Consider the following 17,342-nt stretch of genomic DNA (forward strand, 5'->3'; position numbering starts at 1 on the left):
CTTGGCTCTTTTTTGGTAGGGGAAGGGGTGGGAGGTGTCTGCTCTTGTGCTGGGGTTGCGAGGGGGGTCGGGCCGGCCGCTTTCCTGCGCGGTCGGGCGTTGGGCGGGCTGAGCCGGTCCCTGGTGGAGGCTGTTCGCGCTACTCGACATCGGAAGGCCATTTTTTGTTGCGGGTGGCGGGCGGACCTCAACTCCTGACGGCCTCTGCGATCTGCAGGGCGGCCTGGGCGGGCGTGAGGTGCGTGGTGTCGACGACCTCGGCCTCGGCGTGCAACCAGGTACGGGCCGCTTCGGCGTAGGGCTCAAGGTGGTTGAGGCGGAACCGGGAGTTGGGGCCGACCACAGTGTCCCCCGCGATGCGGCCGCGGAGGGTCTCCTGGTCGGCGTGGAGGACGAAGTGCTGCACCGGAATGGCGTGGTGGGCGAGGCCCGTGCTGATCTCGCGCCAGTACTGCTCGACCAGGACGGTCATCGGCATCACCAGAGTCCCGCCGGTGTAGTCGAGCACGTGGCGGGCGGTCTCGACCACTAGTGGCCGCCACGGCGGCCAGTGCTGGAAGTTGTCCGTCCCGGGCAGGCCCGGCGTGATGTCCATGAGTGTCTCGCCGACCTTCTCGGCGTCGAACACCCGGGAGTCGGGGATCAGTTGCTGCACGAGTGCACTGGTCGTGGTCTTGCCCGCGCCGTGGGTGCCGTTGAGCCATACGATCACGGGCTCGACGTTAGCGGTGCGCGGGCCGTAGGAACGGGCACAGCGGAAACCCGGGCGAGTTCGGCACGGACTGGCCCGGCGGCGTGCCCGTACAGGTGCACGCGAAGGAGGCCGACCCGTTCTTCGCCGAGGACCGCGACGTCGCCCGCGCCCGCAACGGCCGGTGCAAGAGGCCATTTTGGCGGGGGAAACGCAACTTCGACAGGGGCTGCGGAGGCGGCTATCTTCACCTGGTCCTCGGCGATCGCCCACGGTCGTACGGGAGTTCCTTCGAGCTGAGCCGCCCGCGGCCGGGCCCGCACCAGGCACCCCCAACCAGGGAGAGACGCATTCCTCATCTTGCGCTGTACACGTTCGGCGTCCTGAAGTCACCTCTCGCCGATCCCGCACCTCTCACGCGCGAACTCCACGACACCGGCGAGGCCGTCTACCGGAGGATCAGCGAGCACCCCGGGTACCTCGCCCATGCCGAAGCGGCAGACGGCGGCCGGGGCACGCACTTCGACCTGGACTGGGGCGCATGGGGGGAGTTCGCCGTACCGGCCTGGTACGGCAAGGGCCGTACGGCGGAAACCACCGCCCTGGCCGCGACCCTCTCACTTTGGACCGACCCGCACTCCGCCTTCGACGCCATCTACACCGACCTGCACCGTGAGGCGCTGAACAGGCGTCACGACTGGTTCGAGAGGACCGGACGCCCGGCTTACGCGTTCTGGTGGGTGCCCGACGGAGTGATACCCGTCTGGCAGGACGGGGTTTCGAGGCTGGAACACCTCCACGACCACGGCTCCGCGCCGCACGCCTTCACCTTCCACCACGCGTTCGCCCCGGACGGAACTCCGGCCAGGGTCGGAGGCATCGGGCCGAAGAGCGACCAGGTCCGCTGACAAGGAAGCCTCAACGACCAGTTGGTGGAAGTGGAGGCGGTGGCCGTGCTGCCGTGAACCCGCACTCCTGCGGACATAGGGGGATAACCCCACCCAAGACCGGGTGGATAGCAGCATCGTCGCAGGTGGTTTGTTCCGGAGAGGGTGGGGGTAACGGCGCGATCCGCCGTTTCCCTCGACGAACAACCGGAGTTGACACATGCGCAAGCAGGCGCGGCAGACCGTCCATCCGTCCCGGCACCGGAAGGTCCTGGTGGCCGCCATGGCCGTCGGTGCCCTGGCGACGGGGGTACTGGCCCCGACCGCGGCGTTCGCGGCGCCGAAGCCGGACATCGTCCAGCAGGGCCTCGACGCGCTGGTGCGGGACGACGGCATTCCCGGCGCGCTGGCGAGCGTCGAGAAGGGGCACGGCCGCGCCCGCAACTACACCGCCGGGGTGGGTGACCTGGCCACCAAGGCGAAGGTCCCGGTCGACGGCCAGGTGCGGATGGGCAGCAACACCAAGACGTTCACGGCGACGGTCGTGCTGCAACTGGTCGGAGAGGGGAAGATCGACCTCGACGGGCCCGTCGAGACCTACCTGCCGGGCCTCCTCCGCGGGGACGGCATCGACGGGCGAAAGATCACCGTCCGTCAGCTCCTCCAGCACACCAGCGGGCTCCCGGACTACCTCAAGGGCGATGTCCCGCCCCGCTACTACGAGCCGCGCGACCTCCTCGACACCGCACTGAAGTTCAAGGCCGACTTCGCCCCGGGCGACCGGTCCAAGTACAGCAACACGAACTACATCGTGGCCGGACTGATCGTCCAACGGGTCACCGGCCGCCCGCTCGCGGCGGAGATCGACCGCCGCATCGTCAAGCGCATCGGCCTGCGCCACACCTACTTCCCCGCCCCCGGCGACGTGACCATCCGCGAGCCGCACCCCAAGGGCTACTACCGGGACACCCCGGACGCGCCGCTGGGCGACGTCACGGAGACGGACCCGTCCTTCGGCTGGGCAGCTGGTCAGATGATCTCCACCAACTCCGACCTCAACCGGTTCTTCTCCGAACTCCTCCACGGCGACCTGCTCCGGCCCGCCCAGCTCGCCGAGATGAAGAAGACCGTCCCCGCCGACTACCTCGGCCCCGGCGCCGCTTACGGGCTCGGCCTCGTGAGCAAGCCCCTGCCCTGCGGCGGCGGGCTCTACTGGGGGCACGGCGGCAGTTTCCCGGGCTACGAGACCCGGGGCGGCGTCACGGAGGACGGCAGCGCTGCGGCGAACATCGCCGTGACGAACCGGCCGGCCGACCCGGCGGCCATGAAGCACGTCGAGGGCCTGGTGGAAGCCGCCCTCTGCCGCTGAGGCCGCTGAGGCCGCTGAGGCCGCTGAGGCCGCTGAGGCCGCTGAGGCCGCTGAGGCCGCGGACGTCCCGGCGCCGAGGCCGCCCGGCGCACTTCGGTGCCGGGCGGCCCCGGTTTGTTGGCTATCTTCCGGCCTCGAATGGGCCAGGGGCGCGGTAGCTGGACTTTTGCCAGTTGGTGTCGGCCGGCCGGGGTCCCGTTGTTTGGCGCAGGAAGTCGGGCTGGCCGACTTCCTGTGCTGTGGTGTGTCCAGGGCGTGTTTCGAAAGTGCTGGTCACAGCCACTCATTGACGGCTGCGACCAGCACCGTTGTTTCGTAGCCGACGGAGCCCGGAGCCCGGAGCCCGGAGCCGAACGGACGGGACGTCAGCGCATGCCGCCGGAAGCGAGGATGACATCCCCGGTGATCCAGCGCGCGTCGTCGGAAGCCAGGAAAGCCACCAGCGGGCCGTAGTCGTCCGGGGTGCCCGTTCGGCCCAGCGGGGTGCCGGCGATCGCCTGTGCTTCCTGGGCCGAGCCGGGGAATCCCATGGCCCTGGTGCCCTCGGTGTCCGACGGTCCGGGCATGATCGCGTTGACCCGGATGCCGCGCGGGCCCAGCTCCTTGGCCGCAACGATGGTGAACGCGTTGACAGCGCTCTTGGACGCGACATAGAGCGAGGCGTACGGCGGGTGGGTGAGTGTGCCGGCCGTCGAGACGTTGATGATCGAAGCGGCGCCGATGTCGTCCTGCGCGGCCAGGGCCTGCGTAGTGAGGATCGTGCCCAGGACGTTCGTGGTCATCTCGCGCTGGAACTCCTCTTCGGTGATGCCCGACAGCGGCGCGAAGGCGGCGACGGCCGCGTTGTTGACGAGCACGTCGACCGGTCCGTACTCCTCGCGCGCCCGATCGAACAGATGGCGCACTTCGTCGTTGCGGGCCACGTCGGCCCGGACCGCGATCGCCCGGCCGCCCTCGGCGGTGATGCCCGCGACGACCCGCTCGGCGCCCTTCGCATCCTCCCGGTAGTTCACCACGACGGCTGCGCCGGTCCCGGCCAGCGCCTTGGCGATCCCCGCGCCCAGGCCCTTCGATGCGCCCGTGACGATCGCCGTACGCGCGTTGCTGCTGCTCACAGTGGCTCCTCGAACGTTGGTGCTTACGAGGTCACCGTAGGAAAGCCAGTTGCTGCTGGGAAGTACCTACTTTTTTGTAAGCTCCTGCTGTGATGGAAACTCGGCAGGTCGCGACAGCCGCCCGGCTCCTGGCCCACGACACCTTCGACAACAAGTGCGCGCTCAGGCCGATCATGGACCAGACGACAAGTCGCTGGGCGACACTGATCATCTCGGCCCTCATCGCCGGCCCGCACCGCTTCGCCCAGCTGCACCAACGAGTCGGTGGCATCAGCCAGAAGATGCTGTCGCAGAACCTCAAGGCACTGGCCCGGGCCGGGCTCGTCGACCGCCAGGTCGCGCCCACCAACCCGCCCCAGGTCACCTACAGCCTGACGGAACTCGGTGTCAGCCTGGCCGGGCCGCTGACCGAACTGATCCAGTGGTTCGGCCGGCACGGAGGCGAGCTGCTCGCCGCCCAGGAGCACTACGACAGCCAGCAGGCGTCACCGCGCGAGTGACGGGCCAGTCCCATGGGCCGGTTCGGCGGAGTCTCGCGGCAGCGCCAGCCGCCCTGGCCGGAGAGCACAGGTCCCGTCCCCGATTCAGCATCCACCACACCCCCGAACACGCCGGCCGGCTCGACCAAGTCGAGCTGTTCTTCTCCACCCTGACCCGACGTCTACGACGCCGCGGCCAGTTCGCCTCCCGCGACGAACTGGCCGCGGCCATCGACACCTTCGTCCTGGCCTGTGACGAACACGACGCCAAGCCCTACTGCCGGACCTACGACGGCAGCCCACTCAAAGCCGCATGAACCCCCGAAGGATCAACGCGGCGCTGCACTAGTACTGGAAGAGCACTTCCGGATTGTTCGGTGAGGGGCCGTCCAGCAGCGGACTGTCGATCCCCTTCAGCGTCTGGTCGAAGAACGCTGCCACGTACTCGCGGGTGATCGCCACCCCGCGTTCCGGGGAGAGGGGCGGCGTCGGGAACCCGGCCTGCTCCAGAAGCAGGTCCAGGTCGGCGAAGCTGAAGTGGTCGGCTCCGGCGACCGTCAGCCACTTCTTGTAGCCGCCGAGGGCGGCCCAGGTCTGCCCCCACGAGGTGTCGTGGCCGCCGACCGAGTGGTAGTCGGCCGTACCCAGCATGAGGAGCGGCCGGTTGATCTGGCCGGGCATCGGGGCCGGGTGGAAGCTGCCGTCCATGTTCACTCCGGCCCGTACCCGCGGGTCGGCGATCATCGTGGCGGCGGCCGCCGCTCCGCCGAGGGAGTGCCCGGCCATGCCGATCTCGTGCTTGTCGATGAGGTGCGCCAGGGGCCACGCGGTATTGCCGTGCGTCAACCGGTCGATCACGAAGGACACGTCCAGCGCGCGGCTGGCGGCGACGGAGTCGAAGTCGAGCGTCTTCGGGTCATCGCAGATCGCGCACGGCGGCGTCTGGCCGTTCGCCAGCGTCTCGCCGCTGTCCTCGTAGGTGTGGCCGACGAGCGCGACGACGTAGCCGTGACTGGCCAGGTCGGTCGCGAGCGAGGTGAGCGTCATGCGCGGGTCCTCGTACGCGGGTGAGAGGACCACCAGCGGATGCTTGCCGCGCTGCGGCCGCGCGCCGTCGAAGGCGTGAGTGGTGACGCCGGAAAGGTTCTGTGCGGTGACGCCGTAGCTCGCCGGCAACTTCCGCCGCTGGATGACTCCGGCTGCCTCGGCGAGGCTCATGTAAGGGGCCGGAGTCCCGGTCCCGGGGACGGCCGGGTAGACCATCGTGACGGTCAGTTGGCGGGGGCCGGATGACGGCACCCACGGGTCGGGACGGCTCTCGTCGGTGAGGTGGATGACGTCCTCGCCGGCGGCGTAGGGGCCGGTCGGCGCGGGGAGCGCGCCTTGGAAGGACCGCGTGGGCGCGGTGGCCGTGGCCGGTGCGGTGTCTAACGCGTGCGTGGCCACCGGTGTGGTCGTGGCGGCGAACCCGGCGCCGGTTCCGGTGACGAGGGCGGCGAGCGCCAACACCGCGACAGCGCTGATACGGCGATTGCGTTTCATGGGATCGACGCTAGGTTCCGCAGCTCCGTATCGAATCAGCCCATGGATGTAGACATTCTGGTGTCGTTCGTAGCCTCCGCGAGGTACCGGAGTCATCCGCCGGGATTATGTCGTGCGGCGCGGGGTTCCCTTCGCCGGCATCGTCGAGCGCCACCTTCGTCTTGGGCTACGACGAACACGACGCCAAGCCCTACCGCTGGACCTACGACGGCAGCCCACTCAAAGCCGCATGAACCCCCGAAGGATCAACGCGGCGCTGCACTAGGCGTGGTGGTCGAACTCGCCGGCTTTGGCGGCTTGCAGGAAGGCGGCGAAGTGGGTGGGGATGGTGAGGTGGCCCTGGTCGGACTCGCGGAGTTCGACCAGGCCGTCGGCGGCGCGGATCTCCACGCACTCGTTGGTCGCGCCGCTGTAGCTGGACTTCTGCCAGTTGGTGTCGGTCATTTGGGGTCCCGTCGGTTGTTTGGCGCAGGAAGTCGGGCTGGCCGACTTCCTGCGTCCTGGAGTTCTGCCGCTACCCGCGCTCACTCCGCCTGGCGGGGGTGCGGATCGCGATCGTCTGTGACAGCTGCTCCCCGCACTTGACGGCGAGACGGTGCCGACAGGTCGGGACGTGGGCGTCCTCGGACAACGTCGAGATTGCCCACGCCCCGACCAGCAGCTCGTGGCTCAGCCGTATCGAGGCTCAGCTCACCGTCCTGGCGCGGTCTCGCTTACTTCCAGTAGTAGTAGTCGGCGCCGAGGTCCGGGTTGACTTCGCCGGAGAGCACCTTCTTCTTGGTGTTGTTGCAGATCCAGCTCTGGCTGACCTCCCAGTCCTGGTCGTCGCGGTTGACGATGGAACGGACCTTGCCGCCGGGCACATCGGCGCAGGAATGGATCTTCGGGTTCTGGTAGGCGTCCATGGTCCCGCCGAAGTTGGCCTCCGGCCAGAAACACACCCAGCCCGAGTAGCAGTCATCAGGCCCGCTCGCCTTGACCGTGCTGGGCGCCGGGGCCGCGGCCGTCAGGGCCAGGGCGGCGGCGGCCCCCACCCCCGCGATCAGGAACCGTCGTGCAGTGGAGGCGATACGCATGGGAGACCCCTCGATCGAGCCGACTCCGCACGGTGCGGAGTCGATCACTCCGTGCATCCCCCTCGCGAACATCCACGACACGTACAGAACACGCCGATCACCGGCCGCCGGAAACAGGAGCAGCCTGGATGGTGGAAGCAGATGCCGCTGGCCAGCCGGCGTGAGTCACCTTGCCCGCTTACCGCTCGAACAGAGCGAACACTGCGCGGCGCAGGAAGTCGGGCTGGCAGACTTCCTGCGCCGTGGTGTGTCTAGTACTGCGACCGCATCTGTCGTTACCGCTGGCGTTCGGCGTCGTTGGTATGACTGTGTGCTGACGAGCTGACGGTTGAGCAGGTCGAGTCGTGGTCCGAGGTGATAGTGGGCTTCCATGCCCGCTTCGCGCACCGTTTCGGCAGGCCACCTCATCGTCACACCCCGCCACCACGCCAGCGAGCACCATCTGCGCTGGTCACGCTTCCGCCGACGCAGCCAGGCCCGAGCCCGCCGCTCCCACTGCAAACACCGAGGCCACAACCCCCAGATGCGGTTGCAGTACTAGTCGCCGGGGATGCCGCCTACGGCGGGCACGGCGAGAATGTCGAGGGAAAGGGTGAGGTGACGGGCGGTCATGCCTTTGTCGACGGTAATACCGAATGCGTACCTGTCGATTCTGGTGGTGGCGCGGAACCGGATTCCATCGGCTGTGAATTCCGGCTGCTCGACGGTAAGTTCGATGGGCCGCGTGGTGGCTTTGACGGTCAGCTCTCCGCGCAGGACGTACCCGGTGTCCGTGGACTGGACGGCGTTCGAGGCGAAGGCCATGTGGGGGTGTGCGGCTGTGCCCAGGTACTTGGGTGAGCGCACGACCCTGTCGCGGGTACCGCTGTCGGTCGAGAAGCTGTCGGCATCGATGACAGCCGTGGCCGACGACTGCGTGGGCTCGGCGGCGACGTGCACCTGCCCCGAGGTAAGGCCGAACGTTCCGCGCACGGCGCCCAGGCCGAAGAAGTGGCGCGTGGTGAAGGCGATCGTGCTGCGTCCGGCGTCGATGGTGTAGGTGCCGACTGCAAGGGTGGTCGGTCGGTCGTCCGAGGTGTGCGGCACATGAATCCTTAGGCAGGGGCAGTCGGTTCCGCGGTGGGGACGAGGACGGCTGGGAGTGCTCCGTGTCAGAGGCCTCCGGGGCCTGTCCGCCCGGTCGTGGTTCCGTCGTTGCGCAGGCCCACGGGAAGGTCTCTTCGGCGTTTGACGTCGAGTTCCGGTACACGCGTGTCAGGCGCTGCTCCACCCTACTTGCGTTGATGCGCAGTTGCCTGGCGATTTGGAGATCGGTGCAGTCCATCACGGTCAGTTGCGGCGACCCGTCGCTCGGAGCCGGCGATGGAGGTGCCACCGTCGGCACCCCGAGGCCGTCTCGAAGCGGCCGTGAATAGGCCACCGACTCCAGCTCCGGGTAGGGAGATTCGATAGGACCCGCTCGGCGTCCCGCCGCACTGCGGGGCGCCGAGTCCCGAGTTGCAAATCGTCCTACCCGAGGGGCGACTCGACCTGTTCGACCATCAGCTCATCAGCACACAGACATACCAACGAGCCCAACACCACATCCGTCACGCAGATGCGGTTGCAGTACTAGGCGTGGTGGTCGAACTCGCCGGCTTTGGCGGCCTGGAGGAAGGCGGCGAAGTGGGCGGGGGTGGTGGGGATGATGAGGTGGCCTTGGTCGGACTCGCGGAGTTCGACCGTTCCGTCGACCGTGCGGACCTCGACGCACTCATTGGTCGCGCCGCTGTAGCTGGATTTCTGCCACTTCGACTCAGGCATAGCTGTCTTCCACTTCCTTCTCGATTGATTTGATGAGGTCCCGCGACTTCTCCTCGGAGAGTGCAAGGGAGTCCATGCGATCGAAGATCGCCCGATGTTTGGCCAGGTCTGCCGGGGACTCGAAGAACAGGACGCCTTGAGCGACATCCATCTGGACGGTATCCAACTCGGGGACGGGGCCCTTCGCGAACGTGAGGTTCTCGGAGGCGCCCGGGAAGGTGGCCATAGCGAAGGGCACTACGCGGATTGAGATCCCGCTGTGCTTGGAGTCTTCGACGAGCGCGTCCAACTGCTCGGAGAGCACCTTGGGTCCGCCGAACTGCATCCGCAGCGCTGCTTCGTGGATGAATGCCTGAAGTGGAGTCTTGCCCGAGCGGACGATCTGCTGTCGCTGCACCCGGAAGGCGGTTCGGACGTCGATGTCCGGGCGGGACAGCGGGGGATAGACGCGCGTGAAGACCGCGGAGGCGTAGGCGCCGGTCTGCAACAAGCCGGGGATGTAGGTCGTCGTACAGGTGGCGAGCGCGGTCGAGTAGCTTTCGATTTCCGCGACCTCGATGAAGTCTGTTGTCAGGACCTCGCGGTACTCCTCCCACCAGCCTCTCCCGCGCTCCGTGATTATTTCGGCGAGAGCGTCGATCAGCGGGCGATTGGCGCAGTTACAGGCGGCGGCGATGGTGCGGAGACGGTCGACACTGATGCCGATCCGTCCGGATTCCATCTGGGTTACCTGGGCTGGACTCATGCCAACGATACGGCCGAGCTCCGAGCCACCGTAGCCAGCCTGCTCGCGCATCCTCCGTAGCTCGGTGCCAAGCCTGCGCTGGCGGAGTGTCGGGTTGGAGCGTGGAGGCATGGGTTCCTTCCGAAGGTGCAGTCCGGCCAAGTGTGCCGCGCCTTTCGAGCGCTGGTCCACCAGTTACCACCATAGGGGGAACTTCCCGAAACTGTAGAAATTTGGATACTCAGCTGCGCTATGGTCGATGACACAGCGATCCGACGGTTCGTCAGTAATGCTTGCTGGCCTGCGTGTCCGTCGCTTCCTCCCTCACCATCACGCCTCGGGAGAACTCCCATGCGCCACCTCAACACGCCCTCCCTCGCCATCGCCCGCCAGTCCCTCCGGGACGCGATGGGTCGTTGCGGGTACCTGCCCTCGGTCACCGACGATGCCGAACTCGCGCTCGTGGAACTGCTCGTGAACGCCTGGAGGCACGGCGGCACCCCCGCGCCGCTCGTCCTCATCCTCGCCGTCGGCCCCACCCTCCGGGTGTCCGTCAGTGACGAGAGCCCGGTCCTCCCGGAAAAGCAACAGCCGGCGCCCCTCGCCCAGTCCGGCCGGGGCCTCCAGCTCATCGAAGGCCTCACCCACCGCTGGGGCGTGGATCCCCAGGAACGCGGCAAAATGGTCTGGTTCGAGCTGGACGCCGCCTGATGTCCTTCCCGCTCCCGCGCCGTCGCCCCATGCTGCCGACCGACCCCCGGATCCGGCACTACACCGACGACCACATCCACACGCTCCTCGCCGAAGTCCAGGAACGTGGCCGGAGGTTCGGCCTGATCTGGCCCTCGGCCACCACCGACAAGACCATCGACGGCCGCATCCTCGTCCGCTTCAACGCCGCCCCCGCCTCCACTCTCCTCAACCTCCTCTCCCTCCTCCTCGCCGCCGAGCGAGGCGACGACTCGTGCGTTTCCTGATCGCCACCGCCTTCGCCGTCCTCCTCGCGCTCGCGATCGCCACCGTCGCCCTGGGCGTCATCACCGCCCTCCGCGCGACCCCGCCCGACGAGGACACCTAACCCCCAGCCCCCTCACCCCCACCTCCCCAGCCCCCGCCGCCCAGCCGTCGGGGGCTAAGGGACGATTGGGCACGTGGCACAGCGGAGATACGAGTACGCCCCGGCAGGCACCCTGCCCGGGCTGTTGCAGCGCGGCCGGGGCCTGGGCGCGCAGATGGCGGCGGAGGACCCGGCGGCAGCCGCCGACCTGGTCTACGGGTGCATCCGCTGGGACTGGCGCTGGAACCGACAGGTGGACGACCGGCACCTCTACCTGGCGCGGCTCGTCCGGGACCTGGAACTGCCGGTCGGACCGATCGTCGACCTGCTGACCGGGGACGAGGACACCTGCCTGCGGGCCACCGGAGTCCTGGAGCTGCTCGCACTCGCCGACTCCGCCGAGGCCCGGGAAGCACTCCGTACCCACGTCCGAGAGGGCGAGCACCGGGTGGCTGGGCAGGACGTACGCCAGCGGCGTGGCCCCCGCGGCTCGATGGACCCCGTCCCCGAGCAGGACAGTGCGAGCCCGCGCGCCCTGCTGTCGGAGCACGGCGGCGAGAGCGATCCCGGTCTGAACATGCTGACGGGAGAGCTGGAGCGGCAGTGGGCGGCCCAGGAGTGGTGTGGCCCGATGCACACCGCCCGGGGCCTGGCCCGGTTCGGCCCCGACGCCGCCGGGGCCGCGTCGCTGCTGCGCCGCTTCTGGCTGTGGACGCCGCACTCCTCCGAGCGCCCCGCCTACCTGGAGGCACTGGCCGCCGTCGCCCCCGTCGGGCTGGCCGAGGTGTACACCGAGTGCCTCTGGGACTGCGAGGCCGGCGCCCGCCTGCCGGCCGTCGCGCACGCCCCCGACCGCCCCCACGTCCGGGAACGCCTCGCCCACCTGCGGGACGATCCGATTGAGCAGGCGGAGGTCCGCGAGGCCGCCGGGGCGCGACTCGCCGGGCTGAGCTCGGGAGGCTCCGAGCCGGAGGGAGCCGACTCCGAAGGGGAGCTAGAGTAGACGGGTGAACGTGTGAGTGATGGTCCGGACCCCACGAGGTGGTCCGGGCCACATCCGTTTCCAGGCACCTTCCGTGACCTGCGCGTACCTGCGCGTTCGCCGGCCCACCAGACCCGCACTCGCCTCCGGAGGCCCCGCCTTGAGCGATCAGCCGTTCGCGCATCTGCACGTCCACACCGAGTACTCGATGCTGGACGGTGCCGCCCGGCTGAAGCAGATGTTCAAGGAGGTCGAGCGGCTGGGCCAGACCCACGTCGCGATGACCGACCACGGGAACATGTACGGCGCCGCCGAGTTCCACAAGCAGGCGACCGCGGCCGGGATCACCCCGGTGATCGGCATCGAGGCGTACGTCGCGCCGGAGTCCCGCTCCAACACCAAGCGCATCCTGTGGGGCCAGCCGCACCAGAAGCGGGACGACGTCTCCGCCTCCGGCGCGTACACCCACAAGACCATCTGGGCCCGTAACAAGGAGGGCCTGCACAACCTCTTCAAGCTGACCTCGCGCTCGTACGCCGAGGGCTGGCTGGTGAAGTGGCCCCGGATGGACAAGGAGCTGATCTCCGACCTGTCCGGCGGCCTGATGGCCACCACCGGCTGCCCGTCCGGCGAGGTGCAGACCCGGCTGCGCCTGGGCCAGTTCGACGAGGCGGTGAAGTCGGCCGCCGACTACCAGGACATCTTCGGCAAGGAGAACTACTTCCTGGAGCTGATGGACCACGGCCTCGACATCGAGAAGCGGGTCCGCGACGGGCTGCTGGAGATCAGCAAGAAGCTGAACATCCCCCCGGTCGTCACCAACGACTCGCACTACACCACCGAGGCCGACGCCGGGGCGCACGACCTGCTGCTCTGCGTGCAGACCGGCAAGAACCTCTCGGACCCGGACCGCTTCCGCTTCGACGGCACCGGCTACTACATCAAGTCGGCCGCCGAGATGTACGCCCTGGACTCCTCGGACGCCTGGCAGGAGGGCTGCCGCAACAGCCAGCTGCTCGTCGCCTCCCGGGTCGACACCGAGGGCATGTTCAAGTTCCGCAACCTCATGCCGCGCTTCCCGATCCCGGAGGGCTTCGAGTCCGAGGCGGACTTCTTCAAGTCCCAGGTGTGGAAGGGCATGGACTGGCGCTTCCCGGGCGGGTACGACGAGGAGCACAAGAAGCTCGCCGAGTACGAGATGGACACCATCATCCAGATGGGGTTCCCGGCGTACTTCCTCGTGGTCGCCGACTTCATCATGTGGGCCAAGGAGCAGGGCATCGCGGTGGGCCCCGGCCGTGGTTCGGCGGCGGGCTCGCTGGTCGCGTACGCGATGGGCATCACCGACCTCGACCCCATTCCGCACGGCCTGATCTTCGAGCGCTTCCTCAACCCCGAGCGCATCTCCATGCCCGATGTCGACATCGACTTCGACGAGCGCCGGCGCGGTGACGTGATCCGGTACGTGACCGAGAAGTGGGGATCCGACAAGGTCGCCATGATCGTCACGTACGGCACCATCAAGGCGAAGGCCGCCATCAAGGACTCCTCGCGCGTCCTCGGCTACCCGTACGCGATGGGCGACCGGATCACCAAGGCGATGCCGCCGGACGTGATGGGCAAGGGCATCCCGCTGTCCGGCATCACGGACAACAGCCACCCGCGCTACAGCGAGGCCGGTGAGATCCGGGGGCTGTACGAGAGCGACCCGGACGTGAAGAAGGTCATCGACACCGCGCGCGGCATCGAGGGCCTGATCCGCCAGCCCGGCGTGCACGCGGCCGGCGTCATCATGTCCGCCGAGCCGCTGACCGACCACATCCCGGTCTGGACCCGGCACACCGACGGCGTCACCATCACGCAGTTCGACTACCCCACCTGCGAGGGCCTCGGCCTTCTCAAGATGGACTTCCTCGGCCTGCGCAACCTGACGATCATGGACGACGCCGTCAAGGCGATCGAGAAGAACAAGGGCATCAAGATCAACCTGCTTGATCTGCCCCTGGACGACAAGCCGACCTACGAACTGCTGGCACGCGGCGACACGCTCGGCGTCTTCCAGCTCGACGGCGGCCCCATGCGCTCGCTGCTGCGGCTGATGAAGCCCGACAACTTCGAAGACATCTCCGCCGTCCTCGCGCTGTACCGACCGGGCCCGATGGGCGTCAACTCGCACACCAACTACGCGCTGCGCAAGAACGGCCAGCAGGAGATCACCCCGATCCACCCGGAGCTGGAGAAGCCCCTGGAGGAGATCCTCAAGCCGACGTACGGCCTGATCGTCTACCAGGAGCAGGTGCAGAAGGCCGCCCAGATCCTCGCCGGCTACTCGCTCGGCCAGGCCGACCTGCTGCGCCGGGCCATGGGCAAGAAGAAGAAGGAGATCCTGGAGGCCGAGTTCGTGCCCTTCCAGAAGGGCTGCCGGGACCACGGCTACTCGGACGCGGCGATCCAGGCGGTGTGGGACGTCCTGGTCCCCTTCTCCGGCTACGCGTTCAACAAGGCGCACACCGCCGGGTACGGGCTGGTCTCGTACTGGACGGCCTACCTCAAGGCGAACTTCCCGGCCGAGTACATGTCCGGCCTGCTGACGTCCGTCAAGGACGACAAGGACAAGTCGGCGATCTACCTCAACGAGTGCCGCAAGATGGGCATCCAGGTGCTGCCGCCGGACGTCAACGAGTCGGACTCGGACTTCACCCCGCACGGTGACACGCTCGTCCGGTTCGGCCTCACCGCGATCCGCAACGTCGGCGGCCCCGTCGTCGACTCGATGATCCGCACCCGCAAGGCGAAGGGGAAGTTCAGCTCCTTCCCGGACTTCCTCGACAAGGTGGAGTCGGTGGTCTGCAACAAGCGGACCGTCGAATCGCTGATCAAGGCGGGCTCCTTCGACTCGCTCGGGCACACCCGCAAGGGCCTCAGCGCGCAGTTCGAGCCGATGATCGACAACGTCGTCGGGGTCAAGCGCAAGGAGGCCGAGGGCCAGTTCGACCTGTTCGGCGGGGACGCCGTCTCCGACGAGCCCAGCTTCGGCCTCGACGTCGTCTTCTCCGAGGAGGAGTGGGAGAAGTCCTTCCTGCTCACCCAGGAGCGCGAGATGCTCGGCCTGTACGTCTCCTCGCACCCGCTGCACGGCATCGAGCACGTGCTCGCCGACAAGGCGGACTGCGCGGTGGCCGACCTCGCCGAACGGCCCGACGGCACCATCGTCACCATCGGCGGCATCATCTCGGGCCTCCAGCGCAAGATGACCAAGCAGGGCAACGCCTGGGCGATCGCGACCGTCGAGGACCTCGCGGGCTCGATCGACTGCATGTTCTTCCCCGCCAGCTACCAGCTGGTCTCGGCCCAACTCGTCGAGGACGCCGTGGTGTTCGTGCGCGGCAAGCTGGACAAGCGGGAGGACGTGCCGCGCCTGATGGGGATGGAGCTGACCGTCCCGGACCTGTCGAACGCGCACGCCGAGGCGCCGATCATCATCAACATCCCGAGCGTGAAGATCACCCCGCCGCTGATCGCCCGGCTCGGCGAGGTGCTGGGCAGCCACCGGGGCACCACGGAGGTCCGGGTGCGGCTGGAGAGCCGCAACAAGACGACCGTGCTGCGGCTGGACCGGCACCGGGTGAAGTCGGACCCGGCGCTGTTCGGGGACCTCAAGCAGCTGCTCGGGCCGAGCTGCCTGGCGGGCTGACGTGCGCCTGATCCCCCGTGCCTCTTAGCGAGGCGCGGGGGATCAGCCGTGCCCGCCCAGGCCCGGGGGGACGGCCGTGTGCAGGGCGGAGACGAAGGCCGAGATGGCCGGGTGGGAGCCGGCGCCCGCGCGGAAGGCGGCCCGGGTGCGGCGGTACATCGGCAGCCGGGTGAGGACCACGCCGGGCGGGGGCTGCGCGGCGCCCAGCTGCGGGACCAGGGCCACGCCCTGGCCGGCCGCGACCAGGGCCAGGACGGTCGCGAAGTCGTCGATCTGGTGCCGGATCCGGGGCGCGAACCCGGCGGCCTCGCAGGCCCGGACGGCCATGCTGTGGCAGAGCGTGCCCGGCGGGGCCATGATCCACGGCGCGCCGCGCTGCTCGGCGACCGTACCCGGGGCGCGGGCCGCCAGGTACATCGGCTCGGTGAACACCGGGCGGGTCACCGCCAGGCCCGGCTCCGGATCGGCCGGGACGAGGTCGTACTCGTGGACCAGCGCGACGTCCAGCTCGCCCGCGCGCAGCGCCGCCGCGACGCCCGCCGGATCCACCTCCGTCACCATCGGCTCCAGGCCCGGATGCCAGGCGGCCAGCTCGCCCAGCACCGCCGGGATGATCGCGCGGGCCGCCGACGGATAGGTGCCGATCCGCAGCGGGCCGGCCAAGCCCCGCCGGGCGTGGGCGAGTTCGGCGCCCGCCTGCTCCAGCAGGGCGAGCACCGCCTCGGCGTGCCGGACGAGGTTGCGCCCGGCCGGAGTGAGCGCGACCCGCCGCCCGGTCCGCTCCAGCAGCGGGACGCCCGCCTCCTTCTCCAGGACGGACAGCTGCTGGGACACCGCCGAAGGGCTGAAGGAGAGCGCCTCGGCGACGGCGGCGATGGTGCCGAGGTGGGCGAGTTCGCGCAGCAGGCGCAGGCGTCGGACGTCGAGCATCGGCTCAGCTTACGAGAAGCATCACGAATGTGAACTGGACCTGGGCGATCGGCGGGCCGCAGGATCGTGGCCATGGAACTCACCGGCATCCACGTCCCCCTGATCACGCCCTTCGCCGCGGACGGCACGGTCGCGCTGGACGCCCTCGCCGTGCTCGCCGCCGAGCTGCTGGAGGCCGGCGCGGCCGGGCTGGTCGCCCTCGGGACCACCGGCGAGCCCGCCGCGCTGAGCGAGGACGAGCGCTGGGCCGTGGTCGAGACCGCCGCGGCCGCCTGCGCCGCCCGCGGGGCCCTCCTGACCGTCGGCGCGCACGGCGGCGACACCCGCTCCACCGCCGAGTCGCTGGCCGCGCTCGGCAAGCGGGTGCCGCAGGCCGCGGCCGCGCTGGTCACCGTCCCGGCGTTCCTGCGGCCGGGTGAGGCCGGGACGGTCGCGCACTTCCGGGCGCTCGCCGGGAGCAGCCCGCTGCCGCTGGTCGTCTACCACATCCCGTACCGCACCGGGCAGCAGCTGTCCGCCGCCGCGCTGCTCGAACTCGCCGCACTGGACGGCGTGGTGGGCGTCAAGTACGCGACCGGGGGAGTGGACCAGACGGCGGTGGAACTGCTCGCCGCCGCCCCCGCCGACTTCGCGGTGCTGACCGGGGAGGACGCCTTCCTGTCGCCGCTGCTGGCGCTCGGCGCGGCCGGCGGCATCCTCGCCTCCGCCCATCTGGCCACCGCCCGGTTCGTCGAGCTGACGCAGGCCTGGCAGGCCGGGGACGCCGCCCGGGCCCGGGCGCTCGGGCACCGGCTCACCGGGCTGGCGCTGGCCGCCTTCGCCGCGCCGAACCCGACGGTGATCAAGGGCGTGCTGCACGCCCAGGGCCGGATCCCCACCCCGGACGTCCGGCTGCCGCTGCTGCCGGCCGGCGGGGCGGAGGTCGAGGCGGCGCTGAAGCTCGTGAGTGGTCTGGACCACTAGTCGCTCTCACACCGTGGAACACCAGGCCGC

Annotated in this window: 18 protein-coding genes and 1 pseudogene; 10 read left to right on the top strand and 9 right to left on the bottom strand. The window is 69.2% G+C overall.

The features are described 5' to 3' along the window. Positions 1-187 precede the first annotated feature (187 nt). Positions 188-712 (bottom strand): ATP-binding protein, encoded by a 525-nt coding sequence (locus ACFVX9_RS20435; RefSeq protein WP_380481688.1) that lies wholly within the window; start codon positions 710-712, stop codon positions 188-190. A 329-nt stretch (positions 713-1,041) separates the two neighbouring features. Here ACFVX9_RS20435 and ACFVX9_RS20440 point away from each other — a divergent pair, with 329 nt between their 5' ends. Both ACFVX9_RS20440 and ACFVX9_RS20445 read left to right on the top strand, forming a co-directional pair. After that, positions 1,042-1,599, top strand: a complete 558-nt coding sequence (locus ACFVX9_RS20440) for a DUF3291 domain-containing protein (RefSeq protein WP_387982924.1) — start codon at positions 1,042-1,044, stop codon at positions 1,597-1,599. 199 nt (positions 1,600-1,798) lie between these two features. Continuing rightward, positions 1,799-2,947, top strand: a complete 1,149-nt coding sequence (locus ACFVX9_RS20445; RefSeq protein WP_063347206.1) for a serine hydrolase — start codon at positions 1,799-1,801, stop codon at positions 2,945-2,947. A gap of 365 nt (positions 2,948-3,312) precedes the next feature. Here ACFVX9_RS20445 and ACFVX9_RS20450 read toward each other — a convergent pair whose 3' ends face one another. After that, a complete protein-coding gene (locus tag ACFVX9_RS20450; protein WP_387982876.1) occupies positions 3,313-4,062 on the bottom strand; it encodes an SDR family NAD(P)-dependent oxidoreductase in 750 nt (249 codons plus the stop codon). Positions 4,063-4,154: 92 nt separating this feature from the next. Between ACFVX9_RS20450 and ACFVX9_RS20455 the strand changes: the two genes are divergently transcribed. Next, positions 4,155-4,562, top strand: coding sequence for a winged helix-turn-helix transcriptional regulator (locus ACFVX9_RS20455; RefSeq protein WP_380481684.1), 408 nt, complete (start codon positions 4,155-4,157; stop codon positions 4,560-4,562). Further along, the gene (locus ACFVX9_RS20460; RefSeq protein WP_387982879.1) at positions 4,559-4,858 is read left to right on the top strand and encodes a hypothetical protein; all 300 of its coding nucleotides are present in this window, start codon (positions 4,559-4,561) and stop codon (positions 4,856-4,858) included. The genes ACFVX9_RS20455 and ACFVX9_RS20460 overlap by 4 nt, the downstream gene beginning before the upstream one ends. Positions 4,859-4,886: 28 nt before the next feature. On the opposite strand, the gene ACFVX9_RS20465 is transcribed toward ACFVX9_RS20460, so the two are convergent. Both ACFVX9_RS20465 and ACFVX9_RS20470 read right to left on the bottom strand, forming a co-directional pair. Beyond that, positions 4,887-6,083 carry an alpha/beta hydrolase family protein gene (locus ACFVX9_RS20465; RefSeq protein ID WP_387982881.1) on the bottom strand — a complete coding sequence of 399 codons (1,197 nt, stop codon included), beginning with the start codon at positions 6,081-6,083 and terminating at the stop codon, positions 4,887-4,889. A gap of 261 nt (positions 6,084-6,344) precedes the next feature. Beyond that, positions 6,345-6,527, bottom strand: coding sequence for a DUF397 domain-containing protein (locus ACFVX9_RS20470; protein ID WP_380481680.1), 183 nt, complete (start codon positions 6,525-6,527; stop codon positions 6,345-6,347). Positions 6,528-6,574: 47 nt separating this feature from the next. Here ACFVX9_RS20470 and ACFVX9_RS20475 point away from each other — a divergent pair. Next, a pseudogene (locus tag ACFVX9_RS20475) lies at positions 6,575-6,784 on the top strand (IS630 family transposase); the annotation flags it as partial. A gap of 12 nt (positions 6,785-6,796) precedes the next feature. Here the strand turns inward: ACFVX9_RS20475 and ACFVX9_RS20480 are convergent. From ACFVX9_RS20480 to ACFVX9_RS20495, 4 genes are all read right to left on the bottom strand, one after another. Then, positions 6,797-7,159: a peptidase inhibitor family I36 protein gene (locus ACFVX9_RS20480; RefSeq protein ID WP_380481678.1), complete on the bottom strand. Its 363-nt coding sequence runs from the start codon at positions 7,157-7,159 to the stop codon at positions 6,797-6,799. Positions 7,160-7,696: 537 nt separating this feature from the next. Beyond that, positions 7,697-8,245 (bottom strand): YceI family protein, encoded by a 549-nt coding sequence (locus tag ACFVX9_RS20485; protein WP_380376330.1) that lies wholly within the window; start codon positions 8,243-8,245, stop codon positions 7,697-7,699. 525 nt (positions 8,246-8,770) lie between these two features. Then, a complete protein-coding gene (locus ACFVX9_RS20490; protein ID WP_380481676.1) occupies positions 8,771-8,962 on the bottom strand; it encodes a DUF397 domain-containing protein in 192 nt (63 codons plus the stop codon). Then, the gene (locus ACFVX9_RS20495; RefSeq protein WP_387982926.1) at positions 8,955-9,818 is read right to left on the bottom strand and encodes a helix-turn-helix domain-containing protein; all 864 of its coding nucleotides are present in this window, start codon (positions 9,816-9,818) and stop codon (positions 8,955-8,957) included. The genes ACFVX9_RS20490 and ACFVX9_RS20495 overlap by 8 nt, the downstream gene beginning before the upstream one ends. 219 nt (positions 9,819-10,037) lie before the next feature. On the opposite strand from ACFVX9_RS20495, the gene ACFVX9_RS20500 reads away from it, so the two are divergent. The 4 genes from ACFVX9_RS20500 to dnaE all read left to right on the top strand — a co-directional run bounded on the left by ACFVX9_RS20500 (position 10,038) and on the right by dnaE (position 15,419). After that, entirely contained in the window at positions 10,038-10,397 is a 360-nt protein-coding gene (locus tag ACFVX9_RS20500) for an ATP-binding protein (protein ID WP_380481672.1), read from the top strand. Further along, positions 10,397-10,663 carry a hypothetical protein gene (locus tag ACFVX9_RS20505; RefSeq protein WP_159398403.1) on the top strand — a complete coding sequence of 89 codons (267 nt, stop codon included), beginning with the start codon at positions 10,397-10,399 and terminating at the stop codon, positions 10,661-10,663. Before ACFVX9_RS20500 ends, ACFVX9_RS20505 begins: the two co-directional genes overlap by 1 nt. Before the next feature lie 174 nt (positions 10,664-10,837). Further along, a complete protein-coding gene (locus tag ACFVX9_RS20510) occupies positions 10,838-11,746 on the top strand; it encodes a hypothetical protein (protein ID WP_387982884.1) in 909 nt (302 codons plus the stop codon). 139 nt (positions 11,747-11,885) lie between these two features. After that, positions 11,886-15,419 (top strand): DNA polymerase III subunit alpha, encoded by a 3,534-nt coding sequence (dnaE, locus tag ACFVX9_RS20515; protein ID WP_380334013.1) that lies wholly within the window; start codon positions 11,886-11,888, stop codon positions 15,417-15,419. Between the two features lie 42 nt (positions 15,420-15,461). On the opposite strand, the gene ACFVX9_RS20520 is transcribed toward dnaE, so the two are convergent. Beyond that, positions 15,462-16,349: a LysR family transcriptional regulator gene (locus tag ACFVX9_RS20520; RefSeq protein WP_063347194.1), complete on the bottom strand. Its 888-nt coding sequence runs from the start codon at positions 16,347-16,349 to the stop codon at positions 15,462-15,464. Between the two features lie 72 nt (positions 16,350-16,421). On the opposite strand from ACFVX9_RS20520, the gene ACFVX9_RS20525 reads away from it, so the two are divergent. After that, the gene (locus ACFVX9_RS20525) at positions 16,422-17,312 is read left to right on the top strand and encodes a dihydrodipicolinate synthase family protein (protein WP_380481666.1); all 891 of its coding nucleotides are present in this window, start codon (positions 16,422-16,424) and stop codon (positions 17,310-17,312) included. The last annotated feature ends 30 nt before the right edge of the window (positions 17,313-17,342 follow it).

The sequence above is a fragment of the Kitasatospora sp. NPDC058243 genome (assembly GCF_042882025.1).
In the GTDB taxonomy this organism is placed as follows: domain Bacteria; phylum Actinomycetota; class Actinomycetes; order Streptomycetales; family Streptomycetaceae; genus Kitasatospora.

Excerpts from the sequence above, each read along its gene's own strand:
- ACFVX9_RS20465 (WP_387982881.1), bottom strand. The coding sequence starts at position 6,083 with ATGAAACGCAATCGCCGTATCAGCGCTGTCGCGGTGTTGGCGCTCGCC.
- ACFVX9_RS20445 (WP_063347206.1), top strand. The coding sequence starts at position 1,799 with ATGCGCAAGCAGGCGCGGCAGACCGTCCATCCGTCCCGGCACCGGAAG.
- ACFVX9_RS20490 (WP_380481676.1), bottom strand. The coding sequence starts at position 8,962 with ATGCCTGAGTCGAAGTGGCAGAAATCCAGCTACAGCGGCGCGACCAAT.
- ACFVX9_RS20470 (WP_380481680.1), bottom strand. The coding sequence starts at position 6,527 with ATGACCGACACCAACTGGCAGAAGTCCAGCTACAGCGGCGCGACCAAC.
- ACFVX9_RS20505 (WP_159398403.1), top strand. The coding sequence starts at position 10,397 with ATGTCCTTCCCGCTCCCGCGCCGTCGCCCCATGCTGCCGACCGACCCC.
- ACFVX9_RS20525 (WP_380481666.1), top strand. The coding sequence starts at position 16,422 with ATGGAACTCACCGGCATCCACGTCCCCCTGATCACGCCCTTCGCCGCG.
- ACFVX9_RS20455 (WP_380481684.1), top strand. The coding sequence starts at position 4,155 with ATGGAAACTCGGCAGGTCGCGACAGCCGCCCGGCTCCTGGCCCACGAC.
- ACFVX9_RS20480 (WP_380481678.1), bottom strand. The coding sequence starts at position 7,159 with ATGCGTATCGCCTCCACTGCACGACGGTTCCTGATCGCGGGGGTGGGG.
- ACFVX9_RS20500 (WP_380481672.1), top strand. The coding sequence starts at position 10,038 with ATGCGCCACCTCAACACGCCCTCCCTCGCCATCGCCCGCCAGTCCCTC.
- ACFVX9_RS20520 (WP_063347194.1), bottom strand. The coding sequence starts at position 16,349 with ATGCTCGACGTCCGACGCCTGCGCCTGCTGCGCGAACTCGCCCACCTC.
- ACFVX9_RS20495 (WP_387982926.1), bottom strand. The coding sequence starts at position 9,818 with ATGCCTCCACGCTCCAACCCGACACTCCGCCAGCGCAGGCTTGGCACC.